Source organism: Devosia sp. MC532 (assembly GCF_016461625.1).
GTDB lineage: Bacteria > Pseudomonadota > Alphaproteobacteria > Rhizobiales > Devosiaceae > Devosia.
In genome coordinates this window covers 444,848-459,977 of the sequence record NZ_JAEMNZ010000001.1, presented here as the reverse complement: position 1 = coordinate 459,977, position 15,130 = coordinate 444,848, and the positions used below count along the sequence as shown (strand labels likewise).

Here is a 15,130-nt window from a genome sequence, read left to right as displayed (position 1 = left end):
GACATTAGCTTCCTCGCAATGACAACGCCACCGGGCGAACCCGGTGGCGCGTATAATTCGTGTCTCTAAAGACTATAAGCGCGAGGCTTATTCAGTCTTTTCGATGCCATAGGCTGGGAACTGCGAGTTCAGGCCATTGACTGGGTAGCCGGTGACATTTGCAGCCGAAACCACGATCTGTGGGTAGAGGTAGAGCCAGTTGCTGGCTGCATCTTCCGCAATGATCTTGTTAGCTTCAGTGAGCTTAGCCACCTGTTCGGTTTCGTCGGCAGCAGCTTCCGCACCAGCAATCAGCTCAACAACCGCTGGGTTATTGTAGCCCCAGTAGAAGTCTGGGTTGCCGTAGAACACGATATCGCGGTGATTGACGTGTTCCTGCAGGGTCGCCTGGAAATCCTTCGCCTGGTAGATCTTGGTGTACCATTCGTTGGAGGTGATGATGTTGATGTTCACCTTCACGCCGATCTTGGCATATTCCGTCTGAAGGAACTGCGCGATGATCGGATGCGGATCGTAGTCTGGGGTGTCGATGGTGAATTCAAAGCCATCTGGATAGCCTGCTTCCGCCAGCAGAGCCTTTGCGCTTTCAACGTCATAGGCATCGACGCCGGTCAGGTCTACATACCAAGGATCGGTGGGTGGGACGAACGAGCCGATCAGCGTGCCATATTCACCCCAGATGGAGTTCAAGAGGCGCGCCTTGTCGGTTGCGCGGGCCAGAGCCTTGCGAACCTTGACGTTATCAAACGGTGCAACGCGGTCGTTGTAAGCCAGCAGCGCCTTGGTGGTCGAAGCACCTTCGGTCACGGTATAGGCTGGATTGTCAGCGAACTGCTGCAGCGAATCTGGGCTCTGTACCGAGGTCACAACGTCGACCGCATTGGTCAGAAGTGCGTTGTTGAGCGCAGTGGCATCCGTGAAATAGGTATAGATCACTTCAGCGTTCTTTGGCGCTTCGCCCCAGTAGGCGTCGTTGCGAGTCAGTGCTAGCGCCGACCCACGGCGCCATTCGCCAAGCTTGTATGGGCCAGTGCCGTCGGCCGCAGCAGTGATGTCACCAGCAGCGTCGTTGACGATCCAGACATAGGACAGATTGTACGGCAGGTTCACCGAACGTGCGGACAGGGTGATGACCACGGTCTGATCATCTGGCGCGTCAATTGCGGTGATGGTCTTGAGACTGTTCTTACGCGAGCTCTTGGAGGCTTCTGCGGTAACGCGCTCGATCGAGTTCTTCACGTCAGTAGCGGTCAGCGGATCGCCGGAGTGGAAGGTCACGCCAGACTTAAGCTTGAAGGTGTGAGTGAGGCCGTCTTCGCTGACTTCGTGGCTTTCAACCAGCTTGGCATCGACAGTGCCTGCATCGGTCAGTTGGTACAGAGCTTCATAAACGTTGCCGTTGAAAGCTTCGTTGATGCCCTGGCCAGCGCCTGCGGTGTTGTCGAGGTTCTGCGGCTCGTAGAGCGAACCAATGCGGATGGACGCATCTGGGTTATAAGACTGCGCCCAAGCGGTCGTGGCGGTGGAAACGCCAGCGAGGAGAGCGGCGGTGATAAGAAGCTTTGAGACTTTCACTTCTGGAACTCTCAGTTAAAACATTGGCTGAAATTATATCCCTCTCGTTTAGGGAAAACACTATAAGCCGGATAGAGATTTTCGCGAAACTCGTTCGCTTTTGAGAATATATTTCTTCGTCGCGCGGGCGATTTGAAACGAGTAAATGAGGCTGACATGAGAGTTTTGATCGTTGGTGCAGGAATCGCAGGCCTTAGCTTGGCATGGCGGTTACGCAAGCGCGGGGTAGAGGTTACGCTGTTCGATCAGGGCCCCATCCCGAACCCAATCTCCTCGTCCTTCGATGAGCATCGGATCACGCGTCACACCTATACGGGCATGCCGGGCTACACCGCGCTCATGCCACGGACCTTTGAACTCTATGACGAGCTCTGGGCCGACATTGGCGCGACCCATATTCATAAGACCCCGGCGATCTATGTCTCCCGCACTGACGCGGACATATACACCAGTACCGCCACGGCTTTGGATGCGGTCGGCATCAAGCATCGTCCGCTTACACTTACCGAGCTCGAGCAGCGTCTGCCTTTCCTCAATATGAAGGGCGCTGTCAGCGCTTATGAAGCGGATGGGGCAGGGCTCCTCTATGCCGATCGCATTGTTACCGATCTGGCAAAATGGCTCGATGCAAATGGGGCCGATCTTCGCCCCAACACGCGCGTCACCAAGGTTGATGCCATAGCGGGAACGGTCGAGGCCGACGGTCAGATCATTACCGGCGATATGGTCGTGGTCTGCGCCGGCGCCTGGATCAGCGATCTATTGCCCGGTTATGCCGACATTGCCGAGGCCTCGCGCCAGATGGTGCTCTATCTCGAGCCGCCCGCTCAATATTCCGATGCTTGGAACAACGCGCCGGTGGTCATCGACCATCTGGACGACAAGCTCGCCTATATCCTGCCGCCTAAAGACGGTACGCGCCTCAAGATTGGTGACCACTACTTCTCGCGTATTGGCCACGGTTCGGACAATCGCATCGCGACTGCAGAGGACTACACGCCTGTGCTGGATGCCTTGAAACGAGTTTTTAAGGATGCGTCCCAGTACGCTGAATTAGAACGCAAAATTTGCTATTACACGGTGACTGACGAAGAGCGTTTCCGCGTCGAACCGCTCGACGCAAAAGGCTGGGTTGTCAGCGCCTGTTCCGGCCACGGTTTCAAGCTCGGGGTCATGGTGGGCGAAACCGTCTGTTGCGCCATTCTCGGGGATATTGCCGCCGAAACCGCTTCGGAGATGTTGGCCGGACGCACCGTGCTCTAGCCGTCAAATCCGCGTCGTCTTTGAATTTGTGACGCATTCGATCAAATTACGTCGTTGGCAAGTAATGTTCCGCCATGTACCGTGCGTGGCGGCATAGTTGACTGATATTTTTAGAATTGTCCGAGTTGCTCGGATGTTTGCGACATTGGAGATCGAATAAATGAGGGCAAAGATATTATTGGCAGGAGCGATTGCGGTGGCGTTAGCCGGTCTCGCTTATGCAGGTCCCTCGAAGGGCAACGTCTTTACACGTTGGATATCTGAGGAGCCTGAAGCCATGGTCACGGACATGTTTGATCAGAACGACGTGGACAAAAGCGGCTCGATCTCTCGTGACGAAGCGCTTGCGTATTTTGAAAGGCTATCAGCAGAAATTAAGTAACTGAACTGTCTCGCCGTTATGTCCGGTGAGTAGCGTCGCACTATCGGTGAGTTGGTTTTTGCGTTTGAGGTGCAGGCAGTGTCTGCGCCTCTCATCTATTGCGGTGCCAGCCGGCCTTTAGCGTCCCATAAAGTGGAACGCTTCGTCGAGGATGGACCGCAGCGAAGCCTCATCGTCTCGCGCCCATTGCGACCAGCAGTAATCCAGTACGGCAATTGCGGCCGTGGCCATGGCGTGAGCTTGGATGTCGGTCAGACCCTCTTCCTCCAGCACAGCTGCAAGTCGTTCAATCTGCGGCAAGCGTGCCCGACGCAACCTGGCCCCTAGCATGGGCTGCGATTGAATAAGGCGCGTGCGTGCCCGCAATTTTTCGCTGTTCGTTTCTGCGGCCAGCACAGTGGGTTCAAATGCCCGGCGCATCCGCGCCCACAGACCGTCCTCCGTGTCGGCGGCAAATTCCCGGAACCTGCGCTCAAAGAAGTCGTCGGCCTCCAGCATCGCAGCGATGATCACTTCGTCCTTAGATCCGAAATATCGGAAGAACGTCGCTCGCGAGATGCCAACGGCCTTGGCGAGTTCGTCCGCCGTCATGCCATCATAACCATGCGCGAGGAGCACATCGAGCGCCGCTCGTGCCGTTTCGGTCTGCATGATTTCAGCGGTGCGTTCGCGCAAATTCATTTCTCACGACTCCCTATCGTGTGATACGCAGTCTCATATAGTAGACCCAATCTTAAAATTCGAGGCCTTTCGTGCGAGCCGACTCCGCTCATGTTTTTTCTTCAGCCTATAGCAGCGCAAGACAAAGCCTCACCGTAGGCGTTCTTGCCTTTGCGGGCATGGGCGCGTCTTTCATGCAGACGATCCTCATTCCGATTCAGAGCAAACTGCCTGAATTGCTCAATGCGCCGGCAGAAGACACCGCTTGGGTGATCACGGCCACTCTCCTGGCCGCTTCAGTCTCGACCCCGATTGTCGGCAAGCTTGGCGACATGTTCGGCAAGCGTACTGTCGCGCTGATCCTGATGGCTATTCTGACCCTTGGTTCGCTGGTCTGCGCCATGTCTCAAGGCCTCATACCCATGATCCTTGGCCGTACGCTTCAGGGCATGGGCATGGGTGTTATCCCTCTCGGCATTTCCCTTTTGCGCGACATTGTCGATACGCGGCGCTTGGGCAGTTCCATTGCTTTGGTCAGTGCGACGCTCGGCGTTGGCGGTGCCATCGGCCTGCCGGTCAGCGCTCTGGTGACCGAAAACCTTGATTGGCACATGCTGTTCATTTTGGCGGCGGGTCTCGCCACAGTCGCCTTTGCGCTGATCTGGGCAGTGGTGCCAAAGACCGGCGTCAAGAGCGGTGGACGCGTTGACGTTGTTGGTGTCATCGGTCTCGCCATTGGTCTTACTGGGCTGCTGCTTGCGATCTCCCGCGGCAACACTTGGGGCTGGGGCGCTATGCCGACCTTGCTGTGCTTTGGCGTCGGCCTTGTCGCTTTGGCGCTATGGACCATCTACGAATTGCGCATTTCCAACCCATTGGTCGACCTGCGCGTGAGCGTTAAGCCTGCCGTTCTCACGACCAATCTTGCGTCGGTGGCCATGGGCTTTGCCTTGTTCTCCTCCAGCATCGCCTTCCCACAATTGCTGCAGTTTCCTGCCGCCTTGGGCGGAATGGGGATCGATCTTCTCTCCGCCAGCCTGATGCTCATGCCGGCCGGCTTGGCCATGCTGGCCATGTCGCCGATTTCCGGTCGTATTGCCCGCAGTGTGGGTACGCGCCCGCTTCTCGTGGCTGGCGCTTCAGTGATCGCGGTGGCCTATCTCTTCTGCGTTCTTGTGCCTCTGCAAGCCATCTACATCCCGATCGTGAATGTGGTCATCGGCATCGGCATCGGCCTTGGCTACGCAGCAATGCCCGCGCTGATAATGGATGCGGTCCCGCGCAGTGAAACCGCTGCCGCCAACGGCCTGAATACGCTCATGCGCTCGTTCGGCACCACCGTAGCGGCAGCCTTGGTAGGCTCGATCCTTGCGAGCACAGCCAGTGCTGATCATAGCGCCGGGTTCCACTCCGTCTTCGTCATGGGGCTGGTCGCTGCCGTGGTTTGTGCGGTCCTCGCTATGCTGATCCCGCGCAGCACAACGGCATAAGCTCGGTACAGGTTCTGTTCGGCGCTAAACTGCATCGGCCGCTCCCATTCGGGAGCGGTCTTTTTTTGTCCCGAGAGCCGAGACTTAAATTCTGCTCGTCAAATATGTCAGATGGATCTGAGTGCGTACGCCTGCTTGATCACTGGCAGTACTCAAATTTTTCCGAGAGCGACTATTTGTCGACTTGCGCAGACTGCGCGCCTCGGAGGCCCCAAAACGGGCCTCTATTCACACCCGCAATTGGCATCTTGCACGAAACTGGAATACCAGTTTGATTGTTTGAGTTAACGGCGGCTAAAATATTTCTTGGCCCCCCGGTCGCTTACCCAGTCCACATTGCCTCGCAGCAGTTTTGATTATCAGGTTGTCGATGAAATTTTCTAAGTTAGCTTTTTGTGTCGCAGCCTCTGGGTTGTCACTGTCCGGCCCGGCTTTTGGCCAGCAGATACTGGGAGCGCTGGACGGTGTTGTGGATCAGCAATTGCAACGCGGCTGGTTTGCCGGTGAGCAAGACGGCTGGTTCGTTATGCGCAACGACACTCTGGAAAAATCCGAACAAACTCTGACGATTAAAGCGGGCCCGCCCAGTGCCGCGGGGCGTCGTGCTTCCGTCAATGTTTCCATCAGTTCCGAGCAGCCCACTGCAGCCATCGGGATGGTGGTTCGCAACAGCGCAAACAAGGGGACCTGCGTCGCCGAGTTGACTGCGGAAGCGGCCGCCAATCTGTTTTGCGTCATCGATGGAAAATTTGAATCGGTCGCCACCGTCGCCAAAGCCGCCAAGCTCGATGGCACCGACGTCATTGATTTGATCGAAACGCCCGGTCTTGCCACCTTCATCGTCAACGGGAAGCTTCTGGGTGACGTTCCCAACGCCGCCGCGTTGGGCGACGAGCTTGGGGTTATGGCCTTCGAGCGTGGCACCTTTGGCGTCGCTGAATTCATGGTGACCGATATGGAGGACATTGCTCCTCCACCGGCTCAAGGCTCGGGTCTCCCACCACGGGGCGGCAGCGCAGGCGCGTCAGCCCCCGCTGATGCCCCCGCCACAACGCCGCCACCGGCGGGGAGCGACGCCAACGCCACCCGCATGGCTGAGATCATGGGGCCGCTGGCGACCTCGATCATTGGCTCCGGAAACCGTGAAGGGTGGGGCACGTTTTTCGAGAATGAGTGGTTGGTGCTGGTCAACGAAAGCAAGGCCAGCTCGGAAAACTTTTTCACCATGCCTATGGGCGGCCCCGTCGCTTCGGGCGAGCGCGTCGTAAAGGTCAACGTCAACATACGCCCCCCACAAGGCCGGACTGTCGAGGAGTTCAAACTCTCGGCGGCAGGCATTGTTGTCGAAAGCGCCACGACCAAGAACTCATGCCTTGGCGAGATCACCTTGGGTGGTGATGGCCTTGTCCTGTGCTTTGGTGAGGACGGCAAATCCACCGAGATCGGTCGCCTCCCGGGCGCTGCGAAGGTGGACGGCACTGATCTGCTGGAATGGGTTGAACAGCCCGGCGTGGGTGGCTTTTTCCTCAATGGAAAACTCATCGCACAGGTCAATGAGCAGGCAATTCTTGGCGGTGCCGTTGGCATCTTGGCCTATGAGCGTGGCGATTTCTATTTTAGCGATTTTGTCGTGTCGACGAGCAATGCTGCAGCGCCGCAAACGACGGGAACCAGCGCCGCTCCGCCCCCAACCTCATCAACAGGGGAGGGAGCTATCCCCTTCATCAACACGCATGAGTCGCAGTTGATCGGCGCTTATCTGGGCGTCACCAATGGCATATTCATGCATGAATTCGGCCATGCCCTGATTGCCGAACTGCAATTGCCCTCCACTGGGCCAGAAGAGGACGCGGTCGACATTTTCTCCGCGCTGCGCGTCGTCGAGCCGACCATGTATCCCTCGGGTGATGAAAACATCGATCTGATCGGTCGCGAAGTGGCGATCTACTCGGTCCTGCCTTGGTACTATGGCGGCATGATCAATTCCCAGACCGGTCAGCAACTGCCTTGGCAGGACGAGCACACCGGCGACTTGCGGCGCTTCCGGAACACATTTTGCGTGATCTACGGCGGCAATCCGGGTCTTTACGAACACATCGCCGAGCAGGTCGGCATGGAAGAGCGGACGCTGTCGCGTTGCGCCGAAGAGTTCAATCGTCAAAACCGCGCTTGGCGCACGATCCTAGCGCCGCACACCCGCATTAGCACCTGGCATCCAGACGGGCATTTGATGGCCGATGCCCCCGGAGCTGCTGTGAAGGTGACGTTCGAGCAGCCGACAACGCCTGTCAGCCGCTTCTTGGTCGAGACATTTGAAGATGGTCTGCGCGGTTTTGCCGAAGACCTTTCCAAGACTTACGTTCTGCCGCGTGACCTGACCGTTACCTATCGCCAGTGCGGTGAACTCAACGCATGGTACAACCCGAGTGAGGGCAGTATCACCATGTGCTACGACCTCATCGAGTATCTCATTGGCATGCTCGCTGAGGTGGAATTGGGCGGAACGCAGACATCCTCCGCACCACCGGCTCAGGCTGACACTGTTGCCGTGACCTCAGAGATGATGGTTACCGCGGGCGCGCTCAACGAGCTCGCCGATTATGGTGTCCCTGCAACCTCGGTCCTTTTCCCCGCGCCCTATCGTGGTCCAACTCCAGCTGCTCACATGCGCGCCGATGTGTTGACGACCCCCGCCATCGTCGACCTACTGACCGGCAACGATAATTGGTTGTTGGTGGATACCAGTGGCGGCGCAGAAACCTTGCCCGGCGCTTTTGCAGTGGTCGACGCCGGGCGCGACGGTAGCCTTACAGATCGATTTCAGGGGCTTATCGAAGACTGGCTGACCGAGGAAACAGGCGGCGACAAATCCGTGCCGATCATCTTCTTCGGCGCAGGCATGCAGGACCGCTCCTCCTACAATGCCGCTCTGCGGGCTGGCATGGCCGGCTGGAAGGCCTATTGGTACCGTGGCGGTATCGAGGCGTGGCGCTCCAACGGTCTGCCCATGGCCGGTCAAATCGACTAGCCGATGGTTCTGCTCCATCCGGCCAAGGCGTCGCCAAACAACGCTAGGCTTGATGGACCAGGTGACCCACCAAAGCAATCGTACCCGAATGCTCCGGGGCAGTGCGCAAACGCTGCCCCGCCTGCCGAAAGTTCGATAACAATTTCAGGAAACTGGCGACCCCTGCAGGATTCGAACCTGCGACCTACGGATTAGAAGTCCGTTGCTCTATCCAGCTGAGCTAAGGGGCCTAGCGGGCTTTGCTTTACAGCATTTTGCTGAAATTACCACACCCCACTTGCGCTCTCACGCGTCTGCCTGTGGGTGACTGGTGCTTTCCCGAACAATGAGCTCCGAGTTCAACACAATGCGCAGCTGTCCGCGCTTGATGTAGCCGTCTTCCAGCATGTCGATCAGCGTTTCTGCGGCCATCCGGCCCAACGTTTGCCGTGGCTGTCTTATCGTCGTCAGGGCAGGGGTATAGTGCGCCGCCACGTCGAGATCGTCATAGCCGATAATGGAAATATCGCGCGGGCAGAGGATGCCGTGTCGACGCAAGCCGGACATGAACCCGATCGCCGATTCGTCATTGGCTGCGAACACAGCCGTCGGACGTTCAGACAGTGAGGCAAAGCGTGATGCCGCGCCGAACCCGCTGTCCATTTCAAAATTGCCGCGCAGCAGCCACTCTGGCGACACTGGCAGATCTGCGCGCTTCATCGCTGCCAGAAAACCCTTGAGCCGCTCCTTGGCGACGACATTGCTCTCAGGTCCCAGCAGGTGCCCAATCCGTTTGTGGCCAAGATCGATTAAATGCTGGGTCGCGCGGTCAGCAGACTGCGCATTGTCGGTAAGCACCGTGTGGAACCCTGCGTTGACGATCTCTTCGCAGGCGACCACGAGGGGAATTGCATGCGGTTCTGAGGTCAGAATTTGCAGCGTCCGCGCGTCGAGCGACCCATCCAGCAGCAAAAGTCCGTCGGCGCGATTGGAAAGCAAATAGCTTTGCAATTGCATAGCACTCTCGGCGCCGATGTAGAGATTGGCAATTAAAACGCCGTATCCGCGGGCCGTGGCCTCGCGCTCAATTGCGTCCAGAATAGACGAGAAGAACCCGTTTCTGATATCCGGAAGTGCAACTAATATAGTCTTGGTAGTCCTTTGCCGCAACGAGCGGGCCGCTAAATTGAGGGTGTAACCGGTTACATGGATCGCATCAGCAACTTTTGCACGCGTGGTCTCGCTCACCCGATCTGGGTGAGATAAAGCGCGGCTCACAGTGGCGGTAGATACTTGAGCTGCTAGGGCAACATCTTGAATTGTAGGTGTTTTTCTATGCTCAGACACGTCTGGCAGCTCCCCTCTGTGCTGACAGCTTATGCAATCGATGTAAAACACTCTTGACAGCAGCGCAAGGCGTGTATGAAACTCCTGAAATCGATTGCAATGCCATTTTAGGGGGCACATGCAATCGATTACACACCGATGCGGCTCCTGTTCTGGGAAGAGGAGGGTTGCATCAGGTGCATCACTGGGGCGGTGGCGCCCCGTGTCTCGGGAGGACAATCTCATGAAGAAGTTCGCAGTGGTTGCCGCTATGGCAACCGCTTTCCTCGGCTCGACTGCTGCTTACGCTGTTGATCTTGAAGTCACCCACTGGTGGACTTCCGCTGGTGAAGCGGCAGCGGTCTCCGAATTCGCCAAGATTTTTGAAGCTGAAACCGGCAACAAGTGGGTCGATAGCGCCCTTGCTGGTTCGGGCACTGGCGCAAACCCAGTCATCATTTCCCGCATCATCGGTGGCAACCCAATGGGCGCGACCATGATGAACACCGGCCGTGACGCTGAAGAGCTGATCCAGGCTGGCCTGATGCGCGACCTGACCGACATCGTCGCTGACATGGACATCGAAAGCTTCTATGTCGATCCTACCCAGCTTGAGCCATGCAAGTACGAAGGCGGTCTCTACTGCCTGCCAGTCAACATCCACTCGTGGGATTGGCTCTGGCTCTCCACCAAGGCTTACGAAAAGATTGGTCAGCCAGTTCCAACCAACTGGGACGAATACGTAGCGTCCTGGCCTGCTCTGCAGGAAGCCGGCATTCTGCCATTCGGTCTCGCAACCGGCTGGCCGATCAACGGCGTACCAGGCGTTCTGATGGCTGGTATCGGTGGTGCTGATCTGGTTCTCAAGATCAACCGCGACAAGGACCCAGAAGCTGTGCGTTCGCCAGAGTTCCGCAAGGTTGCGGAAGCTATGGACTCGCTCCGTAAGGTCACTGCACCAGAAACCATGGTTCCGTCCTTCGGCGACGTTGGCAATCAGCTCCTCGCTGGTGAAGCTGCTGGTAACATCCACGGTGACTGGCTCGCTGGCGACCTGCAGATCGCAGGCGGCGTACCAGGCGTAGACTATGAATGCCTTCCAGGCCTCGGCCTTGGCACTCAGCTCACCGGCGGTGGCGACAGCTTCTACTTCCCTAAGCTCCCAGAAGGCACTTCTCAGGAAGTTCTTGATGCACAGGCAGATCTTGCTCGCCTGCTCATCTCTCCAGAAGCTCAGCTGAAGTTCAACATGGTCAAGGGCTCCATGCCGATCCGTACCGACATCGACCTGTCGGGCGCGAACGCTTGCATGAAGAAGGCCATCGACCTGCTCGGCAATGGCCTGCTGCCATCGGGTGACTTCTCGCTCTCGAGCGACACCCAGCAGCAGCTGCAGGATCTCGATCTCGAGTTCTTCGCCGATGAAAACATCACTGTTGATGACTACATCGAGCGCCGTGCCGAAATCGTCGCTCAGGCTGACTAATCCTGCCTGAGTTGAATGAGGACTAGTTCTCATTCCTGAAAGCGGTGGTCGATCTCCGGATTGGAGGTCGACCATCTTCTCAATGGAGAGAAAAATGGCGGACATAGCCGTTCAAACGGTGGAGGAGGGTCGCGACGTCGCTCGACCTGGTCTCCTGCAAAAAACCTTCCGGAAAAACCTGCCCGCCAAAATAGCGGCGCTGCCCATGATCGCGACAGTTCTCGTCGTCTTCGTCGGGTGCACGATCTGGACCATCTATTATTCTTTTACCAACTCGAAGCTCCTGCCGACTGGCAAGTTCGTTGGCTTCGACCAGTATGATCGCCTGTTTGCGACCAGCCGTTGGAACATCTCGGTCACCAATTTGATGACCTATGGTGCCATGAGCCTCGTGCTGACGCTGGTACTGGGTTTCCTCTTGGCCGTTTTGATGGACCAGAAGATCCGCTTCGAAAGCGCCTTCCGCACCATCATGCTCTATCCTTTCGCTTTGTCGTTCATCGTTACGGGCCTTGTTTGGCAGTGGATCATGAACCCCACTCTCGGCCTTCAGGGCGCGATGCGCGATCTGGGCTGGGCTAACTTTACCTTCGATTGGATTTCCAATCCGCGCATGGTGCTGTTTGCGCTGTTGATCGCCGGCCTTTGGCAGGGCGTTGGCTTCTGCATGGTTCTCATGCTTGCCGGTCTCCGTGGCGTTGACGAAGAAATTTGGAAGGCCGCGCGCGTCGATGGCATTCCGACCTGGCGCACCTATGTCTCGATCGTTTTGCCAATGATGCGTGGCGTTCTCGTCACCGCTGTGGTGCTGATCGGCTCCGGCATCGTGCGCCTTTACGATTTGGTCGTTGCGCTCACCAATGGCGGCCCCGGTATTTCGTCCGAAGTGCCTGCCAAATACGTCGTTAACTACATGTTCTCTGGCGGCAATATCGGCCAGGCGATGGCCGCAGCCACCATGATGCTGATTTCCGTCATGATCATCATGATCCCGTGGGCCTATCTGGAATTCGGCGGGAAGGGCAAACGCACATGAGTACCACTGCAACCATGACTGGCGCTGCGCCTGTTTCGTCGACTGAACCGCGCGGCCCCAAGCCAAAGCCCTTCTTCACGCCGAAGAAGATCATGCTCTACACGACGCTGGTTTTCTTCGCGCTCTACTTCCTGTTCCCGCTCTATGTGATGGTCTCGACCTCGTTCAAGACCATGCCAGAAATCCGCTTCGGCTCGATCTTCGCACTGCCGAACCAGATCAATTTTGATGCTTGGGTCAGTGCTTGGACCAGTGCTTGTACGGGCCTGACCTGTAATGGCCTGTCCCCGGGGTTCTGGAACTCGGTCAAGATCACCGTTCCCTCCACGATCGTCTCGATCTTCATTGCCGCGATTAACGGCTATGCTCTGGTCAACTGGCGCTTCAAGGGCTCGGAAATCTTCTTCTCGATCCTCATCTTCGGCTCATTCATCCCCTATCAGGTGATGCTCTATCCGCTCGTGATGATCACCCGTGAACTGGGCATTTTCGGCAAGCTCGAAGCCGTCATCCTGATCCACACCATCTTCGGCATGCCGATCCTGACGCTGCTGTTCCGCAACTACTTCGCGTCTTTGCCACAAGAGCTGTTCAAGGCTGCGCGTGTCGATGGGGCAGGGTTCTGGCGCATCTTCTTTGAAATCATGCTGCCAATGTCGCTGCCAATCTTCGTGGTTGCGCTCATCCTGCAGATCACCGGCATCTGGAACGACTTCCTCTTCGGCGCTGTCTTCGCAGGCACGCATAACCAGCCGATGACCGTTCAGCTGAACAATATCGTCAACTCCGCCCAGGGTACGCCTGAGTACAACGTCAACATGGCGGCTACCGTACTCACCGGCCTCGTGCCTTTGATCGTCTACTTTGTCTCCGGCAAGCTGTTTGTCCGCGGTGTCGCCGCTGGCGCCGTGAAGGGATAACGACCATGCAATCAAGCGTTTCCATTAAAGACCTGTCCCTCAACTTCGGCTCCGTCAAGGTTCTCGAAAACCTCAACCTGGACATCGCGCACGGCGAATTCATCGTTCTCTTGGGCCCATCGGGTTGCGGCAAGTCCACCTTGCTCAACTGCATCGCGGGCCTGTTGGAAGTGTCCGACGGCCAGATCTTCATCAACGGCAAGAACGTCACTTGGGAAGAGCCCAAGGACCGTGGCATCGGCATGGTGTTCCAGTCCTATGCGCTCTATCCGCAGATGTCCGTCGAGAAGAACCTCTCGTTTGGTCTTCGCGTTGCCGGCATGGCAAAAGAAGAGATCGACAAGCGCGTCAAGCGTGCTGCCGAAATCCTCCAGATCGAGCCACTTCTCCACCGTAAGCCAGCGAACCTCTCCGGTGGTCAGCGCCAGCGCGTCGCCATTGGCCGTGCACTGGTACGTGACGTGGACGTCTTCCTCTTTGACGAACCACTCTCCAACCTTGACGCCAAGCTGCGCTCGGACCTGCGTGTTGAAATCAAGCGCCTTCACCAGCGCCTGAAGAACACCATGATCTACGTGACCCACGACCAGATCGAAGCGCTCACGCTGGCAGACCGTATTGCCATCATGAAGAATGGTGTCATTCAGCAGCTTGCTGATCCGCACACCATCTACAACAAGCCGGTCAATCTCTACGTCGCGGGTTTCGTCGGCTCGCCGTCGATGAACTTCCTCAACGGAACGCTGGATGGCGCCACTTTCACCGCTGAAGATGGCACCAAAATTCCGGTCGGCACGTATGATTTCGTCAAGCCCGTAACAGGCGCAACTAAGGCTGTTCTCGGCGTTCGCCCAGAACACATCTTCCTCGGCGACGCGGCGCAGGGTTCGCCGTTCACCACACAGGCGGAGATCGAAATCGTTGAGCCTATGGGTTCGGAAACTCTGGCCTGGACCAAGGTCGCTGGTGTTTCGGTGACCTTCCGGTGCTCGAGCGACATCGATCTGAACGTCGGCGACAAGGTTACTCTCGGCTTTGATATCGCCCGCGGCTCGCTGTTCAACGCACAGACTGAGAACCGCCTCTAAGAATTAGCAACGGCGTCCCAAGGGGCGCCGTTCTTTACCTCCGATATTACTTTCGCGGTGGTCATTCTGCCCAATGAGACAGACGCAGCGGAACAGGCGACTTAGCCTCACCGTCACCGCATGAACCGTATGAATAGAGACCCAAATGACTCAATTGTCATTCCAGCTGTATAGCGCGCGCAACTATCCATCCTTGCCAGAATTTCTTTCCAAGCTTTCGTCACTTGGCTACACGCAGGTCGAAGGCTACGGCGGTCTCTATGAAGATCCAGCAAGCTTTGCTGCGCACCTCAAAAACAATGGCTTGTCCATGCCGACCGGCCACTTCGGCCTCGATCAGCTCAAGGACACCGCTATCGCGCTCAAGACCGCCGAAATCATCGGCGTAAAGCGCATCTACTGCCCGTTCATCATGCCGGACCAGCGCTCGGAAGATGAAAGCAAGTGGCTCGAATTGGCAGAAACGCTCGCCGAGCTCGGCGAAGTTTACACCAAGGCTGGCTACGGCTTTGGCTGGCACAACCATGATTTTGAGTTCCATCCAACGACCTCCGGCCGTACCCCGATGGAAATCATCCTCGAAACCGCTCCGAACATCGAATGGGAATGCGACGTCGCCTGGGTGATCCGCGGCAAGACCGATCCTGTCGCTTGGTTCGATAAGTATGGCGACCGCATCACCGCCGTCCACGTCAAGGACATCGCTCCAGCGGGCGAAAAGACCGACGAAGACGGTTGGGCCGATGTTGGCACTGGCGTTGTCGGCTGGGAAGAGCTGATCAAGAAGGTCGAGGCTAAGACCAAGGCTCAGTATTTCGTCGCCGAACACGACAAGCCATCCGACCCGGTGCGCTTTGCCACCCAGTCGATCGCAAACGCTAAGAACTGGAAGTAATC

At 57.1% G+C, this 15,130-nt stretch carries 12 protein-coding genes and 1 tRNA gene; 9 read left to right on the top strand and 4 right to left on the bottom strand.

Annotation, left to right across the window (positions count from 1 at the left end; all coding sequences use genetic code 11):
• Window positions 1–87 precede the first annotated feature (87 nt).
• Window positions 88–1,554, bottom strand: coding sequence for an ABC transporter substrate-binding protein (locus JHC09_RS02115; protein WP_349236504.1), 1,467 nt, complete (start codon window positions 1,552–1,554; stop codon window positions 88–90).
• Window positions 1,555–1,731: 177 nt separating this feature from the next.
• Between JHC09_RS02115 and JHC09_RS02110 the strand changes: the two genes are divergently transcribed.
• Together JHC09_RS02110 and JHC09_RS02105 are read left to right on the top strand one after the other, a co-directional pair.
• Complete coding sequence (locus tag JHC09_RS02110; protein ID WP_199530611.1) at window positions 1,732–2,838, top strand: FAD-dependent oxidoreductase; 1,107 nt, start codon at window positions 1,732–1,734, stop codon at window positions 2,836–2,838.
• A gap of 160 nt (window positions 2,839–2,998) precedes the next feature.
• Window positions 2,999–3,220 carry a hypothetical protein gene (locus JHC09_RS02105; protein ID WP_199530610.1) on the top strand — a complete coding sequence of 74 codons (222 nt, stop codon included), beginning with the start codon at window positions 2,999–3,001 and terminating at the stop codon, window positions 3,218–3,220.
• Between the two features lie 117 nt (window positions 3,221–3,337).
• Here JHC09_RS02105 and JHC09_RS02100 read toward each other — a convergent pair whose 3' ends face one another.
• On the bottom strand, window positions 3,338–3,901 hold the full coding sequence (locus JHC09_RS02100; RefSeq protein WP_199530609.1) for a TetR/AcrR family transcriptional regulator: 564 nt from the start codon (window positions 3,899–3,901) through the stop codon (window positions 3,338–3,340).
• A 71-nt stretch (window positions 3,902–3,972) separates the two neighbouring features.
• Here JHC09_RS02100 and JHC09_RS02095 point away from each other — a divergent pair, with 71 nt between their 5' ends.
• Window positions 3,973–5,370, top strand: coding sequence for an MFS transporter (locus JHC09_RS02095; RefSeq protein WP_349236497.1), 1,398 nt, complete (start codon window positions 3,973–3,975; stop codon window positions 5,368–5,370).
• A 412-nt stretch (window positions 5,371–5,782) separates the two neighbouring features.
• Entirely contained in the window at window positions 5,783–8,398 is a 2,616-nt protein-coding gene (locus JHC09_RS02090; protein ID WP_199530607.1) for a DUF4344 domain-containing metallopeptidase, read from the top strand.
• A gap of 153 nt (window positions 8,399–8,551) precedes the next feature.
• Here JHC09_RS02090 and JHC09_RS02085 read toward each other — a convergent pair.
• Both JHC09_RS02085 and JHC09_RS02080 read right to left on the bottom strand, forming a co-directional pair.
• Window positions 8,552–8,628: transfer RNA gene (locus JHC09_RS02085), tRNA-Arg, on the bottom strand.
• 55 nt (window positions 8,629–8,683) lie between these two features.
• A complete protein-coding gene (locus tag JHC09_RS02080) occupies window positions 8,684–9,844 on the bottom strand; it encodes a LacI family DNA-binding transcriptional regulator (protein ID WP_248308863.1) in 1,161 nt (386 codons plus the stop codon).
• A gap of 103 nt (window positions 9,845–9,947) precedes the next feature.
• Here JHC09_RS02080 and JHC09_RS02075 point away from each other — a divergent pair, with 103 nt between their 5' ends.
• The 5 genes from JHC09_RS02075 (at window position 9,948) to JHC09_RS02055 (ending at window position 15,128) form a co-directional block, all read left to right on the top strand.
• On the top strand, window positions 9,948–11,189 hold the full coding sequence (locus JHC09_RS02075; RefSeq protein WP_169194150.1) for an ABC transporter substrate-binding protein: 1,242 nt from the start codon (window positions 9,948–9,950) through the stop codon (window positions 11,187–11,189).
• Between the two features lie 94 nt (window positions 11,190–11,283).
• Window positions 11,284–12,225, top strand: a complete 942-nt coding sequence (locus tag JHC09_RS02070) for a sugar ABC transporter permease (protein ID WP_199530605.1) — start codon at window positions 11,284–11,286, stop codon at window positions 12,223–12,225.
• A complete protein-coding gene (locus JHC09_RS02065) occupies window positions 12,222–13,145 on the top strand; it encodes a carbohydrate ABC transporter permease (RefSeq protein ID WP_169194148.1) in 924 nt (307 codons plus the stop codon). Before JHC09_RS02070 ends, JHC09_RS02065 begins: the two co-directional genes overlap by 4 nt.
• A 5-nt stretch (window positions 13,146–13,150) precedes the next feature.
• Entirely contained in the window at window positions 13,151–14,233 is a 1,083-nt protein-coding gene (locus JHC09_RS02060) for an ABC transporter ATP-binding protein (RefSeq protein ID WP_199530604.1), read from the top strand.
• Window positions 14,234–14,378: 145 nt separating this feature from the next.
• Complete coding sequence (locus JHC09_RS02055; protein ID WP_199530603.1) at window positions 14,379–15,128, top strand: sugar phosphate isomerase/epimerase; 750 nt, start codon at window positions 14,379–14,381, stop codon at window positions 15,126–15,128.
• Window positions 15,129–15,130 lie beyond the last annotated feature (2 nt).

What these genes read in the sequence shown, in the direction of transcription:
- JHC09_RS02110 (WP_199530611.1), top strand. Translation starts at nt 1,732, where the DNA reads ATGAGAGTTTTGATCGTTGGTGCAGGAATCGCAGGCCTTAGCTTGGCA.
- JHC09_RS02105 (WP_199530610.1), top strand. Translation starts at nt 2,999, where the DNA reads ATGAGGGCAAAGATATTATTGGCAGGAGCGATTGCGGTGGCGTTAGCC.
- JHC09_RS02100 (WP_199530609.1), bottom strand. Translation starts at nt 3,901, where the DNA reads ATGAATTTGCGCGAACGCACCGCTGAAATCATGCAGACCGAAACGGCA.
- JHC09_RS02080 (WP_248308863.1), bottom strand. Translation starts at nt 9,844, where the DNA reads ATGTGCCCCCTAAAATGGCATTGCAATCGATTTCAGGAGTTTCATACA.
- JHC09_RS02075 (WP_169194150.1), top strand. Translation starts at nt 9,948, where the DNA reads ATGAAGAAGTTCGCAGTGGTTGCCGCTATGGCAACCGCTTTCCTCGGC.
- JHC09_RS02070 (WP_199530605.1), top strand. Translation starts at nt 11,284, where the DNA reads ATGGCGGACATAGCCGTTCAAACGGTGGAGGAGGGTCGCGACGTCGCT.
- JHC09_RS02065 (WP_169194148.1), top strand. Translation starts at nt 12,222, where the DNA reads ATGAGTACCACTGCAACCATGACTGGCGCTGCGCCTGTTTCGTCGACT.
- JHC09_RS02060 (WP_199530604.1), top strand. Translation starts at nt 13,151, where the DNA reads ATGCAATCAAGCGTTTCCATTAAAGACCTGTCCCTCAACTTCGGCTCC.
- JHC09_RS02055 (WP_199530603.1), top strand. Translation starts at nt 14,379, where the DNA reads ATGACTCAATTGTCATTCCAGCTGTATAGCGCGCGCAACTATCCATCC.